Here is an 18189-nt window from a genome sequence, read left to right as displayed (position 1 = left end):
CGAGTGAGCGAATCGGCTGGGAAGGCGTCTCGTTTACGTCTGCGACTCAGCCCTGGGTCGTCCCACAGTCGGTGCAGGTGAGTTCGAACCTGCCGTCTCCCATCGCGACGTCCTGGGTCGTCTCGGCCTCGCAGTCGGGGCAGTAGGCTCGCGACTGGAGTTCGTCCCAATCGTGGCTCGCGCCCGGAGCGCCGAGCGCCCATCCGACGACGGTTTCCTCGGCGTCGTTGTACCCCTTCTGGAACTCGCCCGGCGGGAACCGGATTAACCCGCCAGATTCGACCGTCACCGTCTCGCGGTCGAGGCCGACCTCGAACGTCGCAGTGCCCTCCTCGACGTAGAACACCTCCTCCTAGTCGTGGTGGGTGTGCAGGCCGCCCGAGAATGACTCGCCCGCCTCCAACTGAAGTAGTTCATCGCGAAGTCGTCGGTGCCGAGCGCCCGCGAGACGGGTTTCCGGACGCTGTGGATCTTCATCGGGTTGCGCTCGTTGTCGACCTCCTCGACGGCGACTTTCTCCATGGCCGCGATTTCGAGACTGTGAATGTAAGTGATTTGGGTCGAAGGGACGGTTGAGGTTCTCGACACTGTTAGACGACGCAACTACCATCTCGTTCGCTCCCTGCTAACTCGTTCTCGAAACCCTGCACGCTCACGTTCAGCGAACGCTTCAGCGGGATAGTCTCGTGCCTCGCTTCGCTCGGCGCTCCGAACGTCACGGACGACGTCACGGAGGAGCGAGTCCGAAAGCGGGTGGACGTCCGGGTCGGCCGAATTCGCGGTCCTCTTCGACGACTGCCGCGTCGAAATCTCTCGCGGCGAAACCGAAACCGCACTACGACGGTGAGTCGACGAGCGGAGACAGATTCAAGGCGGTTCCCCTGCCAGTACCGAGACGTGATACGGTCGTTCGACGGTACGACTCCGGAAATCGCGGACTCCGCCTACGTCGACGAGGCGGCGGTCGTCATCGGCGACGTCGTCGTGGCGGACGACGCCAGCGTCTGGCCGAACGCGACGCTCCGGGGAGACAGCGGTCGCATCGTCGTGGGAACGCGGGCGAACGTCCAGGACAACGCCGTGCTCCACGAGGCGGCCGCGCTCGAACCCGACGCGACGGTCGGACACAGCGCCATCGTCCACGACGCGACGGTCGCCGAGGGCGCGCTCGTCGGCATGAACGCGGTCGTCCTCGACGGCGCCCGGGTCGGCGAAGGGGCCGTCGTCGGGGCCGGAGCGGTCGTGACCGAGGGCACCGAGGTGCCGCCCACGACGCTCGTGACGGGGGTTCCGGCCGAACCGAAGGCCGAACTCGACGACCTCGATACGACCGCGACCGCGGCACACTACGCGGAACTGGCGAAACGGTACGAAGCGACGTCCGAACGTCTCGACTGAACCACACCGCCGCAACCTCAGTTCGGAGACGCGGGCGCACGGCCCGGCCGGGCCGTGCGCCCGATGTTTCGCAGTCCGAATCTCCGGTTTCCGGAACGACGCCGGACGCCGATTGAAGCGCTCGACCAATTACGACAGAACTAGCATAGCCACTCTACGCTCACTATCAATCGAATCGCTTGTCAATCCTTCGATTTCACGACTCGACTCAGGACGAGGCGGCCGGACGGCACAAACGCGGACGCCCGACGTGCTCGGCGTGCCGTGGCGACTCGACCCTCTGCCGTCGGTCAGACGATACCCGACGGGCCGAGGAGCGCCGCGCCGAGCGCGCAGGTCCTCGCCGTACAGCAGGCGGCGACCAGAATCGCGGTGAACGGGTAGGTTAGCAACATCTGGAACCGAACCGCCCGTTCCGTCGACACGGCGAGGCCGGCGACGCCGGCCAGCGCCGGAAACGCCGCGGCGGTCGCGGCGGCGGGCGGAAAGACGCCGACGGTGACGAACCCGCCCACCAGCACCGACGCGAACGTCAGGACGGCGGCAGAGGCGACGGCCGCGGTTTCCTCGCCGACCGCGACCGGCACCGTCCGCTTGCCGATGGAGCGGTCGAAGGCGTAGTCGAGGCGGTCGACCGAGATCTTGACGCCCGAGAGCAACACGACGAACACGACCGCGACGGCGGCGACGAGCGCCGAGAGCGTCGTCGCCTGGGCGAGATATCCGCCGACCAGGACGAGTCCGATTCCGAGGGGGTAGTCGGTCGTGACCGTGAGCGGGTGAACGTCGAGGTACGGCGCGTGAAACGCGGCCAGCAGCCACAGCGGCGCGGTGACGACCGCGGAGGCGGGTCCCGCCGTCGCCGCGAGTCCGCCGAGCGTGACCAGGAGAACGAGGGTGGTCGCGGCGACGGCCGACCGGTTCCCCCGGCGACTCAGCTTCGGTTCCTCTTCACCCCGCACGTGGGCGTCGACGTACCCGTCGTTCAGATGCGCCGCGTACAGCGCGAGGCCGACCGCCGCCGCGTGGAGCGCGGCCGGCAGGGGTTCGAAGGTCGGGGCCAACAGCCCGCCGACAGCCGACATCCCGACCGCCGGGAGCATGAACGCGGGCCGAACGTACGCCGCCAACCCGCGGAGCGTTCGACGTGACGGACTCGCGCTCATCGTGAACCCGCTCGAATCCCACCGACAAAAAGCCTGCTCTCGCTCGCGCGACCCGCCCGTCCTCCGCCGGACTTCGGTCGACAAAACCTTTAATATCGATTGAAGGAACTGTGACGTACTGGCAATGCGCATGGATTACAGGCGGGTCTTCGAGCGGACGGTCCGGAATCACGGGAGCGACACCGCGGTCGTCACGGACGACGGCCGCGAGTTCACCTATCGGGAGTTCGACCGCCGAACCACCCGGTTGGCGAACGTGCTCCAGGAGCGACTCGGCTCGGTGCCGTGCGCCGTCCTCGCGCTCAACGGACCGCCGGCGGTCGAGTCGATGCTCGCCGGCATCAAGCGCGGCGTCGAGACGGTCCAACTCCCCTTCCGGGGTCGCGCCGGCGAACTGGTGACCATGGCGGAGACGGCGGGCGCCCGCGGCCTGGTGTTCGACGACGCCAACGCCGACACCGCCGTCGAGATGCTCGACCGCGGCGAGTTCGACGTGGGCCTTCACGCCGGGGAGGCGACCGTCGAGCGCGACGACGTCGTCTCCTACGAGGCGGCGCTCGCCGACGCGGCCGACGACCTGGCCGACGAACTCCCGGTCGCCGACGATTGTGCGGTCTTCTACACCAGCGGGACGACGAGCGTGCCCAAGGCCATCTCGTTCGACCAGCGCCAGATGTGGCTCGGCGCGATGCAGGTGGTGATGGAGCACGGTATCGACGAGACCGACGTCGCGCTCGTGACGACGCCCTGGTACCACATGGTGACCTCCGACGCGTGGCTCTACCCCCACTTCCTCGCGGGGGCGACCGTCGTCCTCCACTCCAGTTTCGACCCGACGGAGGCGCTCGAACTTATCGAGGACCACGCCGTGACCGGACTGCTCGCGGTGCCGACCCAGTTGACCGCGCTCAACGACGTCCAGGCCGAGGCGGGCTACGACGTCGACTCGCTGACGTACATCCGGACGGGCGGCGCCATCGTCACCCCTGAACTCGTCGAACGGACGAAGCGGCTGCTCACCGAGGGCGTCTACAACACCTACGGCATGACCGAGGCCGGTCCGGACCTGGCGTTCGCCCATCCGTCGGCTCAGGACGACCACCCCGGCACCATCGGCAAGGAATCGTTCTCCTGGGAGATTCGGGTCGTCGAAGCGGCGCCCATCACCGAACACCCCGACCCGACCGCGACGGTCGACCCCGGCGAGCGGGGCGAGATCATCGCCCGCGGGCCGGGGATGGCCGAGGGGTACATCGACAACGACGAGGCCGAGCGCAAGAGCTTCTTCGACGGCTGGCTCCGGACGCGGGACGTCGCGCGGGTCGACGAGGACGGCTACCTCTACGTCGTCGACCGGGTCGACAACATGTTCACCAGCGGCGGCGAGAACGTCTACCCCGCCGAGGTCGAGCGGGCGCTGGAGGACCACGACACCGTCGAGGAGGCGTGCGTGGTGGGCGTCGCCGACGACCACTGGGGCAACGTCGTCAGCGCGGTCGTCGTCTGCGACGGGTCGGCCACCGCGGACGACTTCGAGGAGTTCTGCCTGGCCAACGACTCGCTGGCCGACTTCAAGCGCCCGCGCGAGTACGCCATCACCGACGAACCGCTCCCCCGAACCGACACGGGGACCATCAAGCGCGAACGAATCCGCAGCGAGCACTTCGAGTAATCCACCTCCGGGCGCGTGTTCCGCTTCCGTGCTCGCACTCCTTTTGGCTTCCCGTTTTCACGTCACCCGTTTTCGCGTCACCGTTCCGTTCCTCCCTCGACGCACGCAGACACCGCGGACCTCGGCGATGCGGCGCGGCTCCGCTTGAGGTAGGCTTATACCGCCGTGCCGAATACTACGTGCCAGACGATGACACTCCTCGAAGTCGACGGGATCGACGTCGCGTACGGAAACGTGCAGGTCATCTGGGACGTGAGCTTCGACGTCACGGAGGGCGAGACGGTCGCGCTCCTCGGGGCGAACGGCGCGGGCAAGACCACGGTGTTGAAGACCATCTGCGGACCGCTGGCGCCGACGGCCGGCGACATCCGATTCAACGGCGAGTCGATCGCCGACCTTCCCCAGGACGAGGTCGTCCCGAAGGGCATCACCCACATCCCGGAAGGCCGGGAGATCTTCCCCGACAGCACGGTCCGCGAGAACCTCAAACTCGGCGCCTACGCCAAGCGCCGGGGGATGGACGACCGACTCGAAGACGTGTACGACATCTTCCCGCGGTTGCAAGAGCGGATGAAACAGCGCGCGGGCACCCTCTCGGGCGGCGAACAGCAGATGCTCGCCATCGGCCGCGGCCTGATGAGCGACCCCGACCTCATCCTGCTCGACGAGGCGAGCCTCGGCCTCGCGCCGGTGCTCGTCGACGACGTGTTCGACGCCATCGAGCGCATCAACGAGACCGGGACGACCGTCCTGCTGGTCGAACAGGACCTCGAGAACGCCCTCCGCATCGCCGACCGGGGGTACGTCCTGGAGTCGGGTCGCATCTCGCTGACCGGCCCGGCCGCGGAGCTATCCGACGACGAGCGGGTCAGAGCCTCCTACCTGGGCGCATAGTTTCGGCCGGCGTCGAGATTCGAGGCGAGGCGCGAAACGGAGAAACGACCGCATTCTCTCGAAACCGAGTCGACTTCGCAAAAATCCAACCGCGGAGAGAGCGAACGCGAGGGAGAGCGCGGCTCAGTCGTCCGACGAGCGACCGTCGACCGACGGTTCGCCGGAGGCCGGCGGCCGCTCGTCAGACGTCCGGTCGCGGACGAACCCGTAGAGCCCACCGGGGAGGAAGATGACGAACAGGATGATGAGCGCGCCCTCGACGCTCGTGGCGAGTCCGCCGACGATGGAGCTGAGGAAGTTGTCGAGGACGATGAACAGCGCCGCCCCGAGGAGCGGGCCGGCCATCGTCCCCATCCCGCCGAGGATGACGACGACCAGCGTGTCGATGGTCCAGACGACGCCGAGCGTGGAGTCGGGACTGATGAACGCGGTGTACTGGGCGTAGAGCCCGCCGGCGAGGCCGGCGAAGAACGACGAGAGCACGAACGCGAACATCTTGTACTTCAGCGGGTTGACCCCGAGACTGCTCGCGGCGCTCTCGTCGTCGTGGATGGCCTTCATCCCCAGGCCGGGTCGGCTCTCGACCACCGCGTACGTGACCACGACGGTCACCAGCGTGAGCGCCAGCGCCACCAGGTACATCACGAGGTCGTCGGGACCGCCGGTGATGAAGTAGCCCGTCGACCCGCCGGTGTACTGGCGCTGGTCGACCAGGATGAGCTGGATGATGGTCGCGAGCGCGAGCGTTCCGATGGCGAAGTAGTGGCCGCGGAGCCGGAACATGATCGGGCCGACCAGCAGCGCGAGCAGCGCGGCGACGAGCGCGCCGACGAATATCGCGACCAGCGCCGGCTGGGCGATGCTCTCGGGCAACCCCGCGCCGCTGGGCGAGACCAGCCAGGCGGTGACGAACGCCCCGAGTCCGAAGAAGGCGGCGTGCCCCAGCGATATCTGACCCGCGTAGCCTGCCAGCATGTTCCACGAGACGCCGAGCATCACCAACACCAGCCCGGTGAGCACGATTTCGGTGATGTAGGGCGTGGTCACGAGCGGCACGGCCGCAAGCAGCAGGACCACCAGGGCGGCTCCGACCTTGCCGCGCCGGCCCGCCGCCGCCCATCGGTCGGCGACCGGGTCCATCATTCGGAACCACCGCCGGTGCCGAACAGCCCCTGGGGCCTGACGAGCAACACGAGCAGGAAGATGGAGAAGGTGATGATGTCGCGGTAGCTCCCGCCGAGGTACAGCGCGCCGACGTTCTCCGAGACGCCGAGGAAGAGTCCGCCGACCAGCGTCCCGATGACGCTACCGACGCCGCCGAGCACCACGACCGCGAACGCCTTCAGCAGGTACGACCACCCGACGTACGGGTCAACGGGGAACAACATCGATAGCAACGCGCCGGCCGCGCCGGCGAGCGCGGTCCCGACGCCGAGCGTTATCAGGTAGATTCGGTCGGTGTCGATGCCCATGTAGCGGGCGGCCGTCTTGTTCTGGGCGGTCGCACGGATGGCCTGGCCGGTTCGGGTGTACCGGAGGAACAGCCACGTGAGGAGGATGAGCACCACCGACACGACGAAGGTGACCGTCCGGGGAAACGAGAAGAACGCCCCGGCGACGGTGAAGCCCGAGCCCGCGATGCCGATGTCGGTCGACTGGGCGTCGCTGCTGAGGAAGAATTGGCCCAGGTTCTGCAGCACCAGTGCGAATCCGAAGAGGACGAGGATGGGCTGTTCCATCCCTTCGTCGACCACCCGGTCGAGCAGCACCTCCTGGAGCGCCACCCCGAGCGCGAACAGGACGACCATGGCCACGAACATCCCGACGAGCGGGGTGAGCCCGACCGACGAAAAGAGAATGACCGCGACGTACCCGCCGACCATTAGCATGTGACCGTGGGCGAGGTTCACGATGTCCATGATACCGAAGACGAGCGAGAGCCCGAGCGCGGCGACGGCGTAGATACCGCCGAGGAGAAGCCCGTTTACCACCGTCTGTGTGAGTAAGTCACCTGCAATCATATCTCATCGTCTACTGGCCATGTACTGACTCATACGTTAAAACAGTTGAGGTACGGTCGGCCTCCGCGGCGACGAACGGACGCGCCCGCGGCGACGCGTTCCGGTCACCGAAAGCCTCTAAGCCGGAACCCGTGTAGGTCCTTCGCATGGGAACGCCAGCGCGTATCCTCACGACTCACATCGGGAGTCTTCCGCGAACCGACCGACTGATGGAACTGTTACAGCGCCGGGACGCCGGCGAGACGGTCGACGCCGACGAGTTCGACGAGGCCGTCGAGGAGGCCACCCGCGACGTGCTCCGTCGACAGGCCGCGGTCGGTCTCGACGTCGCCAACGACGGCGAGCAGCGCCGCCCCGGGTTCAACATCTACGCCGAGCGGCGGATGGCGGGGTTCGGCGAGGAGGGAACCGCGCCCCGATGGGCCGACCTCCAGGAGTTCCCCGACTACGCGCGGAAGGCGTTCGAGGGCGTCAAGGCCGACGTCAGGCGACTCCCCAAGGCGGTCGAACCGGTCCGCTACGTCGACGACGGCCCGATTCGGGAGGAACTCGACGTCCTGTCGCGGTTCGTCGAGGCCGAGGACCTCGACTTCGAGGGGACGTTCGCGACCTCCGTCTCGCCGGGTCAACTCGCCGCGACGTTCCCGAACGACCACTACGACTCCCACGAGGCGTACGTCTTCGACGTCGCGGAGGCCATGGCCACCGAGTACGAACTGATCGGCGAGTCCGAGGCGACGCTCCAGGTCGACGCCCCCGACCTGCTGGGCGAGCGCCACCGCAGTTACCAGGACCAGTCGCTCGCGGAGTTCAAGGAGACGGTCCGGACCGGCGTCGAGGCCATCAACCGCGGACTGGCGAACGTCCCCGCGGAGAACGTCCGACTCCACGCCTGCTGGGGCAACTACGAGGGACCCCACCACCTCGACGTCGAACTCGAGGAGATCCTCCCGCTGCTCTACGAGGCCGACGTGGGCGCGCTCTCGCTCGAACTCGCCAACCCCCGACACAACCACGAGTACCGGGCGTTCGAGGAGCACCCGCTGCCCGACGACACCGTCCTGATTCCGGGGGTCGTCGACGTCAAGACGAACGTGGTCGAACACCCCGAACTCGTCGCCGAGCGAATCGAGCGGGCGGCCGACGCGGTGGGCGACCCCGCGCGGGTGATGGCCGCGGCCGACTGCGGATTCGGCACCCTGGTCGGCTGGCGGACCGTCGACCGCGAAATCGCGTGGACGAAGCTCGAATCGCTGGTCGAGGGTGCCGCCGTCGCCTCCGAGCGACTCTTCTGACCTCGACGCCCACCGGGCGTCGGGGTGACCCGTGTACTCGCACACCTGGGCATTCGCACCGACCGCTTCGTCGGCTTCCGCGACCCCTGGAGAGCGGTCCGTCCTTCGGCTGTCGACTGTTAGCCCTTCACACAACCGTTAAGGTTCACCTCGCAGACGTAACGGTATGCAGGACCTGCGAGCGTTCGACCGGGCGGTGACCCGCCACGGCGACCGGACCGCCATCGTCGCGGAGGACGGGACGACGTACAGCTACGCGGAACTCGACCGACGGACCGACGCGCTCGCGAGCGCGCTCGACGAGCGCGTCGGCGGCGCTCGCACCGCGTCGCTGCTACACAACGGGCCGGCGGCGGTGGAGATGATGCTCGCCGCCCAAAAGCGAGGCCAGGCCAACGCTCAACTGAGCTTCCGGGGGTCGGCCGGCGAACTCCGCCGGATGATCGAGTCGGCGGAGGCCGAGGCGCTGGTCTTCGACGCGGCCCACGCCGAGATGGCGCGGGCGGTCCTCGACGAGTCGGACCTCGAGGCGGCGCTGTCCGTCGGCGCGGCCGACTCCGCCCCCGAACGGCCGGCCGTCGACCGGTACGGGCGGGTCGTCGAGCGCGACGTCGACTACGACGCGACCGAGGACCCCGACGCCGAAACCGCGATTCTCTACACGAGCGGGACGACGCGCAGGCCGAAGGCCACGCTCCAGGACCAGCGGCGCGCCTGGCTGGGGGCCTCGCAGGTGGTGATGGAACACGGGCTCGAACCGAATGACGTCGCGCTCGTAACCACCCCCTGGTACCACGACGTCACGACGGTGGCGTGGATATACCCGCACCTCCAGGTCGGCGCCACCCTCGTTCTGCAGTCGTCGTTCGACCCGCCGGAGACGCTCGCGCTGCTCGACGAACGTGAGGTGACCGGGCTGCTGGCGGTGCCCGCACAACTCGACGCGCTCATCGAGGCCAAGAACGGTGGGTCCTCCGACCTTTCGGCGCTCTCGTACATCCGAACCGGCGGGGCCGTCGTCTCTCCGTCGCTGGTCGAACGGACGCGCGAGCACTTGACGGAGGGCGTGTACAACACCTACGGCCTGACCGAAGGCATCGCCAACCTCGCTCACGCCTACCCCGACCAGCAACTCGACAATCCGGGAACCGTCGGCCACGCCTCGTTCAACTGGGAACTGCGGGTGGTCGAGGCGGTCGGTCCCGACGAGACGCCCGACCCGTCCGCGACGGTCGACCGCGGCGAGAGCGGCGAACTCCTGGGACGGGGTCCCTGCGTCGACGGCTACCTCGATAGCCCGGAGGCCGAGGCGAAACTGTTCGTAGGCGACGGCGAATGGTTGCGGACGATGGACGTCGCGCGGGTCGACGAGGACGGCGGCCTCCACATCGTCGACCGGGTCGACAACATGCTGCTCAGCGGCGGCGAGAACGTCTACCCCCAGGAGGTCGAACTCGCCCTCGAAGACCACCCCGACGTGCGGGCCGCCGCGGTCGTGGGCGTTCCGGACGACGACTGGGGCGAACGCGTGGCCGCCGTGGTCGTCGGCGAGGGACTCACCGCGGAGGTGCTCGACCGCCACTGCAAGGACCACGACGACGTGGCGAACTTCAAACGTCCCCGCTCGTACGCGGTCACGTCGGACGACCTGCCCCGCACCGACACCGGGACCCTGAAGCGAACCGAGATACGCGACCGTTTCTTCGGCGACCCGTGACCGACCGGCCGCCGAAGAAACGGTCGCGATGACCGGCGGTCGGCCGTTCGACCGGGTTCGCGACGCACTTACACGAAAGAATGGGTAGGAAGGCGAAATTCTTATTATACGGCGAGAGTACTCTCGGATGGGTATGACATCTCATAGCAGGCGCAGGTTTCTGGCAGCGATGGGTGCTGGCGGCATCACCTACACGGCCGGTTGTACGTCGTTCGGCGGCAGCGGTGGTGGCAGTAACAAGATCACGATAGCGGCGACGGTTTCGAAGTCCGGGTCGTTCTCCTCGGCGGGCACGGACGTCGAGGAGGCCTACAAACTGGGTGAGAAGGTGATCAACGACAACGGAGGCATCCTCGACAAGGACGTCGAACTCCACATCGAGGACGACGAGAGTACCCCCGAAGGCGTCCGGAAGGGCCTCCAGAAGATCGTCTCGAACAACGACGTCGACATGATCTGGGGCACGTTCGGGAGCCTCCTGGTTTCGTCGGCGGCCGCCTACGCGGAGAGCCAGGAGATTCCGATGCTGAGCGCCAACTTCGCGTACATGAAGCCCCACCTGAAGGAGGGTTACGACTGGACGTTCGCGCCGTTCTCCAAGAGCCGGGACATGGCCAACAGCGCGCTCGCCATCGGCAACAAGGCGCCGAAGGGCCAGCGTCCGAAACGGGTCGGCATCTGGCAGACCAACACCGGCTGGGGTGCCGAACTCGGCGAGGTCTGGACCAAGAAACTCGAGAACAACGGCTACAAGGTCGTCCTCAACGAGAAGTACCAGCCCGGGTCGAACGACTTCTCCTCGCTCATCACCAAGTCCAAGAGCGCCAACGTCGAGTTCCTGCTCAGCAACCCGATTCCGCCGGGCGGAATCACGGCCATCAAACAGATGCGCTCGAACGGTTTCCTCCCGAAGATCGCCATCCTCGAACGAGCGGCGACGACGTCGAGTTGGCTCGACGCCACGGGCAAGGCCGGCCGAGAAGTCGTCTGCGGTCCCGGCTGGGTCCGCGGACTGACCGGCAACGGGAACAAGGAGATGCTGTCGGCGTACCGCGAGCAGAAAAACGTCGACTCGGGCGCGTACCCCTCGCCGACGGTCGGCTGTTCGTACAACGTCACCCAGACCGCGAAACAGGCCTACGAGGCCGCCGGGTCGACGAAGAAGTCCGACGTCCGCGACGCGCTCCGGAACAACAAGTTCCACACCGTTATCGGGGACTTCTCGTTCGACGAGAACGGGATGCCGGTCGAGGGCGACCTCGCGCCGCCGACGGGCCAGTGGCTCGACGGCGACCTCCGGTTGGTCCACCCGGACGTCGACAGCGAGGCCGCGGGCGACTTCAAGTACCCGTTCACCCCCTGGGGCGAGCGGTAACCGCACTCTTTCTCCAAGGCAGACTCCCGTCGTTCCCGCGCCCCGGCGCGACGTCGGCCGGCCCGCAGGCGACCGGTGCGCCCCGTCGTCGGCCCGTACGGGGTAAGTTTATGCGAGTGGGTGGTCAATTGCCGCCAAGATGGCACTACTCGAAGGCGAGCACCTTACCAAGCGCTTCGGCGGTATCGTCGCCGTCGAAGACGTCTCGTTCTCCGTCGACCGTAACGAGGCGGTCGGGCTCATCGGGCCGAACGGCGCCGGCAAGTCGACGCTCTTCAGGCTCATCACCGGGGTCCACGAACCCACCGAGGGACGGGTGACCCTCGACGGCGAGGAGATCACCGGGTTGGCGCCCTACGAGATCTGTCACCGCGGGCTGGTCAAGACCCACCAGATCGTCCGACCGTTCGAGAACATGTCCCTCCTCGAGAACGTGCGCGTAGGTGCGGAGTTCGGCGGCCGCGAACACGACGACCCCGAGGAGCGGGCGTACGAGTCGCTGGAGTTCGTCGGCCTCGAAGCGATGGCCCACGACGAGCCAGACGAACTCAGCGTCGGCGCGCTCAAGCGACTGGAGATCGCCCGCGTGCTGGCGACCGACCCGGACGTCCTGCTGTTCGACGAGGTCGCCGGCGGTCTCGACCCCGAGGAGACCGAGGACATCGTCGAACTCGTCCGCGACATCAGAGACCAGGGCAAGACCGTCTTCCTCATCGACCACGTGATGCGCGCGCTCATGTCGGTCAGCGACCGGGTGTTCGTCCTGGACAACGGTCAACTCATCGCGAAGGGTACCCCCGAGGAGATTCAGAACGACGAGCGCGTCATCGAGGCGTACCTTGGCGAGAGTGCACGCGACGACGCCGCGGACCCCGGCGCCGCGGCGGGGGACTGACCCCCGAGGAACACGCGTCGCGGTCGCGCCAGCGGCCGCGGTTGTCCATCGTCCCTTCCTCGTTTCGTCTCGTCCCGCGGGCGGTATCGTCCGGTTCGAAGCATCTTCCCATTCCCGAAACTACAAGACGCCTCCGTCGGTGCCTCAACGTAACGCCGACTCACCATGACGAACCTACAGGGTTTCCTCGACCGCTTCGCGCTCGACGTCGACCCGTCGTGGCTCTCGGTGCCCGTCGGCCTCCTCGCGATGGGCGCGGTGTTGCTCTACGCGCCACTTTCGGGCGACGCCGCGACGATGCTCGCCATAACCGTGCTGTGCATCAGCCTCTGGGTCGGCGCGCCCGTCGCGCCGTGGTTCACCGGCGTGGTCTGTCTCGGCCTGGTCGGCGCGACGTTCTCGACCGACCTCGCGCTCGTCGGCTTCCGCTCGCCGGCGACCTGGCTCGTCGTCTTCGGCATCCTGCTGGGCGAGGCGACCCGCCGGAGCGGACTCGCGAAACTGGTCGAACGACGGGTGCTCCGCGCCACGCCCGCCCGCGTCACGGGCGACGCCGTGGCGGTGTACCGGTACATGCTCCTGGCGCTCTCGCTGGCCGGGTTGGTCATGGTCGTGCTGGTCCCCTCCTCGCTCGTTCGGGTGCTCATCCTTGGTCCCATCCTCATCTCGGTCGGCGAGGTGTTCGACGAGCGGCGGCCCCGCGTCGGACTGTTCCTCGGGCCGCTGTTCGTCACCTACTACGCCGGTTCCGGCGTCCTCACCGGTTCGCTCGGCAACATCATCATCACCGGGCTGGTCGAATCGAACGCCGGCGTCTCCATCGGCTGGGTCCAGTGGTTCGTCTGGCTGGCTCCCGTGATGTGGATCGGCCGGGCGATCGCCGTCGTCGCCATCGCGTACGCGCTCTACCGACCGCGCAATGCGACCGCGCTCGGCACGACCGACGTCGACGCCGACCGGACCGTATCGACCGACGCGCGGCGCATGCTGGCGTTTCTCCTGGTCGGCGTGGCAATCTGGGCGACCGACTCGGTACACGGACTCCACCCGCTGTACGGCGCGCTCGCGGTGACGCTGCTGGCGTTCGCTCCCCGCATCGGCGTCGTCGGGCCGGACGCGGTTTCGGACGCCAACTTCTCCATCATCTTCTTCCTCGGGGCCATCTTCGCGGTGGCCGAGGGCCTCCGGCAGACGGGGTTCACCGACCTCGCGGCCCGGGCCGTCCTCTCGTCCCTCCCCCGGGACGCCTCGCTGGTCGTCGTGCTCGCGTTCGTCGTCGTCACGGCCATCGCGCTGACGTTCCTGATGGAGGGGTTGGCGGTCGCGAGCGTGCTGACCCCGGTGCTCGTCTCGTTCACCGCGAGCGCGGGCGTCCCGCTGGTCCCGGTGGCGATGACCGAGGCCATCGCGCTCAACACCTACTTCTTCCCCTACCAGTCGGCGGTGCTCGTCGGCATCCTCGGACTCGGCATGGTCGACGCCCGGGAACTGGTGAAGATGGCCGCCGCCTGCTCGCTGGCGACGCTACTCGTCCTGTTGCCGATCCAGATTCTGGCGTTCGCCGCCGCGTTCTGACCGCGGCTCGTTCCGTCCCGTCCTGGCCCGAGCGAAATTCGGCCGACGCGGTCGCCGCGTCGGCCGAATTTCGCTCGACCCGTGGGGAAGATATATGTGAACAGCAACCACACGATAGTTCATGGCGGCACTAGATAGCGACCAGTTCGCGAAGCGGCTGGGCCGAAAGTCCGAACGGGCGGCCAAACACCTCGTCGACCGGATGTACGACGACGACTCGCGGGTCGAGGGCGAGCAACTCGTGGGGATGCTCAGGTCGTTCATGTGGAACGAGTTTTACTTCGGCACCTACCCGCCGGCCAAGCAGATGAACGAGGTGTACGAGCGCAACGACCGGGACGTGAGTCGGGACATCGACATCGTCATCGAACTCGCGAACATGGCCCGCGACGAACTCAAGCACGCAAAGCTGTTCTCGAACCGCATCGAGGAACTGGGCGGCAACCCCGACATCCGCGACTACACGCCCACCGAAGCCCAGGTCGAGATGTTCCACCGGGTGTACGACCACGACGACCTGGTGAGCCTGGCGGCCTGCCAGCAGATGGGCATCGAGCGATTCGTCCCGATCATCTTCCAGGCGCTCGTCGACCACGACGTCGTCGACGACCGGACCAAGGAGGTGCTCCACTCCGCCGACCTGGACGAGCCAAACCACCTCAACGTCGGGCGGAAGATAATCCTGCGGTTCGCGGACGACGAGGAGGTCCAGCGCCGGGCCGACGAGGCCAACAGCGCGGCCATCGAGGCGATGTACGACATCTACGGGCTGGAGTACGACCCCGAGGTGGTCCACTGACATGGCCGACGACCCGTCGGAGTACGTCTACGTCGACCCCGAGAATCCGCCCGCGGTCGAACTCACCGGCATCGACGAGCAGTCGGCGCTCGGCCTGGCGAAACTCGCCGACCTCGGCGTCGTCGAGTTCGACACCGAGACCCGCGACGGCGAGGAGGTCATCACGGACTGCCGAATCAACGTCCGGTACCTCTCGACGATGGCGACCGAGTTCCACGTGGTCGAGCGACGCTACGGCGACCGCTGGGAACTGGGAAGCTGGGACCCCGAGATTCGCGTCCTCGACTGAGTTCCGCCCGAATCGCACCCGGCGGGACCGCCCGCCGGACTCCTCCGCCGACTGCTCGTCTTCGCTTCGGAACTACTCCTCTTCGCTCCGTAGCTTGTAGCGCATTATCTTCCCGCTGGGGTTGCGCGGGAGTTCCTCCAGGAACTCGTACTCGCGGGGGCGCTTGAAGTTCGCGAGACCGTCGTTGTCGAGACACCACTCCTCGAGTTCCTCGACCGTCAGTCCGTCGTCGGCGACGACGAACGCCTTCACGATTTCGCCCCACTCCTCGTCCGCGACGCCGACGACGCCCACGTCTCGAATCTTCGGGTGCGAGGCCAGGACGTCCTCGACGTTGGCCGGGTGGATGTTCTCGCCGCCGCTGATGAGCATGTCGTCGGCCCGCCCCGTGATGACGATGTTGCCGTCGTCGTTCTCGTAGGCCGCGTCGCCGGTGAAGAACCAGCCGTCGCGGATGACCTCGGCGGTCCGCTCGGGCTTGTTGAGGTAGCCGTCGAACGCGACCGGCGAGTCGGTGTTGACGATGAGTTCGCCCTCTTGGCCCGCTTCGACCTCGTCGTCAGGGTCGCCGTCGACGTCGACGATTCGGGTCTCGTAGAAGACGTTGGCGGGGCCGGTCGTCGACGGGTCGTCGTCCGGCCCCAGGCCCACGTACGCAGTCGTGCCGTACGCCTCCGTGGTGCCGTAGAGGTTCGCGATGTGGTCGGGGTCGAACGTCTCGACCACCCGGTCGAAGAGGTCCGAACTCATCGGCGCGCCCGAGTAGCCCACCGCCCGGACGCTGCTCACGTCGACCTCGTCGATGGCGTCGGTGCCGAGGTACTGGCTGAATATCGTCGGCGCCTCGTGGAGCGCGGTGACGCCCCACTCGGGAATGGCGCGGACGCACGTCTCGGGGTCGAAATCCGGCATACAGAGGTAGGTGCCCGAGACGCCGAGGGCGTCGCAGAGGACGCCGTGGAGCCCCACGGTGTGGTACAGCGGCATGACGCCGATTATCGTCTCGCCGAGGTAGTAGCGCTGGCCCATGGCGTTGATGAGCGCTCGCGCGGTGGTCGCGCGGTGGTCGAGCGGAATGCCCTTCGGGTCGCCGGTGGTCCCCGAACTGTAGAGGACGACGCTCGCGTCCTCGCTGGTCGCGTCGATCTCCGGTTCGTCGGCGGGCGCGTCGAGCAGCGCGTCGAACGGAATCGCCTCGGCCGACGTGTCGTCGCCGACGTAACACAGGTCGCAGTCGAGCGAGTCGGCCGCCGCCTCCACCGCGTCCCTCGAGAGGGCGTCGTAGAGCAGGAGGTCGGCGCCGGAGTCCCGGACGTGGTAGGTCACCCCGTCGGCCGCCACTCGGAAGTTGAACGGGACGGCGACGACGCCGACGAACTGGGTCGCCAGGAACGTCATCACGTTCTCGGGCCGGTTGCCCATGCAGACGGCGACCCGGTCCCCGCGTTCGACGCCGTGTTCGCGCAGGCCGTTCGCGAGCGCGTACACCCGCTCGGCGAGTTCGCGGTAGGTGAACTCCCGCTCCGAGCCGAGGTCCACGACCGCCGCCTTCTCCGGCGTCCGGGCCGCCGACTGCCTGAACAGTTGCGGAAAGAGCATACGTGGGTACAGAGAACACGTGTCACATAAAGTGCTGGGTTCGTCGGCGCGTCGATTCTCCCGCACGTCAACTTATTTAACCCCGGTCCGGGATTGGGGAAACATGGCAACCGGTCGATTTACCGACGGGACCGCCGGGTCGCTGTACGAACCGCCGGACGTCGACGACGAGACGGAGCGGCTCCGCCACGAGCGGGACTTCTGGCGCGGCCTGTTCGACGACCTGGCCGCCCAGTTTCCCGAACCCATCGTCGTCGTCGACGGCGAGGGGCGCATCACCCACTGGAACGACGAGCAGGCCGAGATCATGAGCCTCCCGCGGTCGGCGGCGGTCGGGAAGGCCGCCAACGAGGTCATCGGCACGGAGGACGTCGAGGAGACGCTGGCCGAGGAGATAGCCCGCACCGACCGGGTAGTCCGCGAGGAACGGATCCGCTCGGGGACCAATCCCGACGGCGAGCGCTGGCACGTCCGGGCCGCCGGCGTGCCGCTCCACGACCAGGAGGGCAACTCGGTCGGCGCCTTCGAGTTCGTCACCCGCGTGACGGAACTCGTCGAGCGCCGCCGCACCGTCCAGGAGACCCAGCAGCGCATCAGCGAGGAGGTCGAAACCGCGGTCGAGGGGCTGCTCGGCTCCTCGGAGGAGGTTTCCGACAGCAGTCAGTACATCGAGTCGACCGCCGGCGAGCAGGTCGAGACGCTCGCGTCGGTCCGCGACGAGGTCGAGTCGCTGAGCGCGACCGTCGAGGAGGTCGCCTCCCAGGCCCACGAGGTCAGCGAGCGGAGCGACGAGATGACCGACCACGCCGAGGCCTCCATCGACGCCACCGACGACGCGCTCGAACTGATGGACGACGTGGCGGGCGCGGCCGACGAACTGCAGGGCAACAGCCGCGAACTCGAAGACCAGGTCGACGAAATCGACGACGTGGCCGCGGTCATCGGCGATATCGTCTCCCAGATCAACATCCTGGCGCTCAACGCCAACATCGAGGCCGCCCGGAGCAGCGGCAACTCCGACGGCTTCGCGGTCGTCGCCGACGAGATCAAGGAACTCGCCAACCAGTCCCAGGAGGAGGTCGACGCCATCGACCGCACGCTCCGGGAGGTGGCCGAGATCGTCGAGCGGACCGCCGACAGCATCGAGACGACCACCGAGCGCATCGACTCGGCGACCGACAACGTCGCGGACGTCCGGGACCACCAGGACGACATCCTCGTGTCGGCCCGGGACACCGCCCGCGGGATGACCGAAATCGTGGAGGCGACCGACGAGCAGGCGGCCAGCGCCGAGGAAGTCACCGCCATGCTCGGCGACGTGCTGGCCGACATCCGGGAGGTCGTCGACGAAATCGGCGAACTCGCCGCGGCGAACGAAGCGCAAGCCGACCGGGTCCGGGACGTCCGCGACCGGGTTCGGGAGGTCGAAGCCGACCTCGACGAAACCTTCGAGTAGGACTGCGCTCGTTCTCGTTCTTGTTCTCGTCTGGTCGC

General features: G+C 67.6%; 15 protein-coding genes and 1 pseudogene. 11 read left to right on the top strand and 5 right to left on the bottom strand.

Going from position 1 to position 18189, the window contains the following annotated elements; genetic code table 11:
* Nucleotides 1-46: 46 nt before the first annotated feature.
* Nucleotides 47-522, bottom strand: a pseudogene (locus NGM07_RS21835) (cupin domain-containing protein).
* Nucleotides 523-897: 375 nt separating this feature from the next.
* Here NGM07_RS21835 and NGM07_RS21830 point away from each other — a divergent pair.
* The gene (locus tag NGM07_RS21830) at nucleotides 898-1398 is read left to right on the top strand and encodes a gamma carbonic anhydrase family protein (RefSeq protein ID WP_253520434.1); all 501 of its coding nucleotides are present in this window, start codon (nucleotides 898-900) and stop codon (nucleotides 1396-1398) included.
* Between the two features lie 290 nt (nucleotides 1399-1688).
* On the opposite strand, the gene NGM07_RS21825 is transcribed toward NGM07_RS21830, so the two are convergent.
* Nucleotides 1689-2564, bottom strand: a complete 876-nt coding sequence (locus tag NGM07_RS21825; protein ID WP_253520432.1) for a UbiA family prenyltransferase — start codon at nucleotides 2562-2564, stop codon at nucleotides 1689-1691.
* A 130-nt stretch (nucleotides 2565-2694) separates the two neighbouring features.
* On the opposite strand from NGM07_RS21825, the gene NGM07_RS21820 reads away from it, so the two are divergent.
* Both NGM07_RS21820 and NGM07_RS21815 read left to right on the top strand, forming a co-directional pair.
* Complete coding sequence (locus NGM07_RS21820; RefSeq protein ID WP_253521200.1) at nucleotides 2695-4236, top strand: class I adenylate-forming enzyme family protein; 1542 nt, start codon at nucleotides 2695-2697, stop codon at nucleotides 4234-4236.
* Nucleotides 4237-4425: 189 nt separating this feature from the next.
* Entirely contained in the window at nucleotides 4426-5130 is a 705-nt protein-coding gene (locus NGM07_RS21815; RefSeq protein WP_253520430.1) for an ABC transporter ATP-binding protein, read from the top strand.
* Nucleotides 5131-5253: 123 nt separating this feature from the next.
* Here the strand turns inward: NGM07_RS21815 and NGM07_RS21810 are convergent, their stop codons facing one another.
* Nucleotides 5254-6273 carry a branched-chain amino acid ABC transporter permease gene (locus NGM07_RS21810; protein WP_253520428.1) on the bottom strand — a complete coding sequence of 340 codons (1020 nt, stop codon included), beginning with the start codon at nucleotides 6271-6273 and terminating at the stop codon, nucleotides 5254-5256.
* Nucleotides 6270-7151 (bottom strand): branched-chain amino acid ABC transporter permease, encoded by an 882-nt coding sequence (locus tag NGM07_RS21805; protein WP_253520426.1) that lies wholly within the window; start codon nucleotides 7149-7151, stop codon nucleotides 6270-6272. The genes NGM07_RS21810 and NGM07_RS21805 overlap by 4 nt, the downstream gene beginning before the upstream one ends.
* A 146-nt stretch (nucleotides 7152-7297) precedes the next feature.
* Here NGM07_RS21805 and NGM07_RS21800 point away from each other — a divergent pair, with 146 nt between their 5' ends.
* From NGM07_RS21800 to NGM07_RS21770, 7 genes are all read left to right on the top strand, one after another.
* Entirely contained in the window at nucleotides 7298-8446 is a 1149-nt protein-coding gene (locus NGM07_RS21800) for a cobalamin-independent methionine synthase II family protein (RefSeq protein WP_253520424.1), read from the top strand.
* A 166-nt stretch (nucleotides 8447-8612) separates the two neighbouring features.
* The gene (locus tag NGM07_RS21795; RefSeq protein ID WP_253520423.1) at nucleotides 8613-10163 is read left to right on the top strand and encodes a class I adenylate-forming enzyme family protein; all 1551 of its coding nucleotides are present in this window, start codon (nucleotides 8613-8615) and stop codon (nucleotides 10161-10163) included.
* A gap of 133 nt (nucleotides 10164-10296) precedes the next feature.
* The gene (locus NGM07_RS21790; RefSeq protein ID WP_253520421.1) at nucleotides 10297-11538 is read left to right on the top strand and encodes an amino acid ABC transporter substrate-binding protein; all 1242 of its coding nucleotides are present in this window, start codon (nucleotides 10297-10299) and stop codon (nucleotides 11536-11538) included.
* Between the two features lie 139 nt (nucleotides 11539-11677).
* Entirely contained in the window at nucleotides 11678-12433 is a 756-nt protein-coding gene (locus NGM07_RS21785; protein WP_253520420.1) for an ABC transporter ATP-binding protein, read from the top strand.
* Nucleotides 12434-12598: 165 nt separating this feature from the next.
* Complete coding sequence (locus tag NGM07_RS21780; protein WP_253520418.1) at nucleotides 12599-14008, top strand: SLC13 family permease; 1410 nt, start codon at nucleotides 12599-12601, stop codon at nucleotides 14006-14008.
* Between the two features lie 121 nt (nucleotides 14009-14129).
* On the top strand, nucleotides 14130-14807 hold the full coding sequence (locus NGM07_RS21775) for a ferritin-like domain-containing protein (protein WP_253520416.1): 678 nt from the start codon (nucleotides 14130-14132) through the stop codon (nucleotides 14805-14807).
* Between the two features lies 1 nt (nucleotide 14808).
* Entirely contained in the window at nucleotides 14809-15096 is a 288-nt protein-coding gene (locus tag NGM07_RS21770) for a hypothetical protein (protein ID WP_253520414.1), read from the top strand.
* Between the two features lie 72 nt (nucleotides 15097-15168).
* On the opposite strand, the gene NGM07_RS21765 is transcribed toward NGM07_RS21770, so the two are convergent.
* Complete coding sequence (locus NGM07_RS21765; protein ID WP_253520412.1) at nucleotides 15169-16695, bottom strand: class I adenylate-forming enzyme family protein; 1527 nt, start codon at nucleotides 16693-16695, stop codon at nucleotides 15169-15171.
* 103 nt (nucleotides 16696-16798) lie between these two features.
* On the opposite strand from NGM07_RS21765, the gene NGM07_RS21760 reads away from it, so the two are divergent.
* Nucleotides 16799-18151, top strand: a complete 1353-nt coding sequence (locus tag NGM07_RS21760) for a methyl-accepting chemotaxis protein (protein ID WP_253520410.1) — start codon at nucleotides 16799-16801, stop codon at nucleotides 18149-18151.
* Nucleotides 18152-18189: the final 38 nt, after the last annotated feature.

Origin of the sequence: Halorussus vallis (genome assembly GCF_024138165.1) — an archaeon.
GTDB classification, from domain to species: domain Archaea; phylum Halobacteriota; class Halobacteria; order Halobacteriales; family Haladaptataceae; genus Halorussus; species Halorussus vallis.
Note: the sequence above shows the minus strand (reverse complement) of the source record. Positions and strands in the feature narration are given on the sequence as shown.

Excerpts from the sequence above, each read along its gene's own strand:
- NGM07_RS21825 (WP_253520432.1), bottom strand. The coding sequence starts at position 2,564 with ATGAGCGCGAGTCCGTCACGTCGAACGCTCCGCGGGTTGGCGGCGTAC.
- NGM07_RS21820 (WP_253521200.1), top strand. The coding sequence starts at position 2,695 with ATGGATTACAGGCGGGTCTTCGAGCGGACGGTCCGGAATCACGGGAGC.
- NGM07_RS21815 (WP_253520430.1), top strand. The coding sequence starts at position 4,426 with ATGACACTCCTCGAAGTCGACGGGATCGACGTCGCGTACGGAAACGTG.
- NGM07_RS21810 (WP_253520428.1), bottom strand. The coding sequence starts at position 6,273 with ATGATGGACCCGGTCGCCGACCGATGGGCGGCGGCGGGCCGGCGCGGC.
- NGM07_RS21805 (WP_253520426.1), bottom strand. The coding sequence starts at position 7,151 with ATGATTGCAGGTGACTTACTCACACAGACGGTGGTAAACGGGCTTCTC.
- NGM07_RS21800 (WP_253520424.1), top strand. The coding sequence starts at position 7,298 with ATGGGAACGCCAGCGCGTATCCTCACGACTCACATCGGGAGTCTTCCG.
- NGM07_RS21795 (WP_253520423.1), top strand. The coding sequence starts at position 8,613 with ATGCAGGACCTGCGAGCGTTCGACCGGGCGGTGACCCGCCACGGCGAC.
- NGM07_RS21790 (WP_253520421.1), top strand. The coding sequence starts at position 10,297 with ATGACATCTCATAGCAGGCGCAGGTTTCTGGCAGCGATGGGTGCTGGC.
- NGM07_RS21785 (WP_253520420.1), top strand. The coding sequence starts at position 11,678 with ATGGCACTACTCGAAGGCGAGCACCTTACCAAGCGCTTCGGCGGTATC.
- NGM07_RS21780 (WP_253520418.1), top strand. The coding sequence starts at position 12,599 with ATGACGAACCTACAGGGTTTCCTCGACCGCTTCGCGCTCGACGTCGAC.
- NGM07_RS21775 (WP_253520416.1), top strand. The coding sequence starts at position 14,130 with ATGGCGGCACTAGATAGCGACCAGTTCGCGAAGCGGCTGGGCCGAAAG.
- NGM07_RS21770 (WP_253520414.1), top strand. The coding sequence starts at position 14,809 with ATGGCCGACGACCCGTCGGAGTACGTCTACGTCGACCCCGAGAATCCG.
- NGM07_RS21765 (WP_253520412.1), bottom strand. The coding sequence starts at position 16,695 with ATGCTCTTTCCGCAACTGTTCAGGCAGTCGGCGGCCCGGACGCCGGAG.
- NGM07_RS21760 (WP_253520410.1), top strand. The coding sequence starts at position 16,799 with ATGGCAACCGGTCGATTTACCGACGGGACCGCCGGGTCGCTGTACGAA.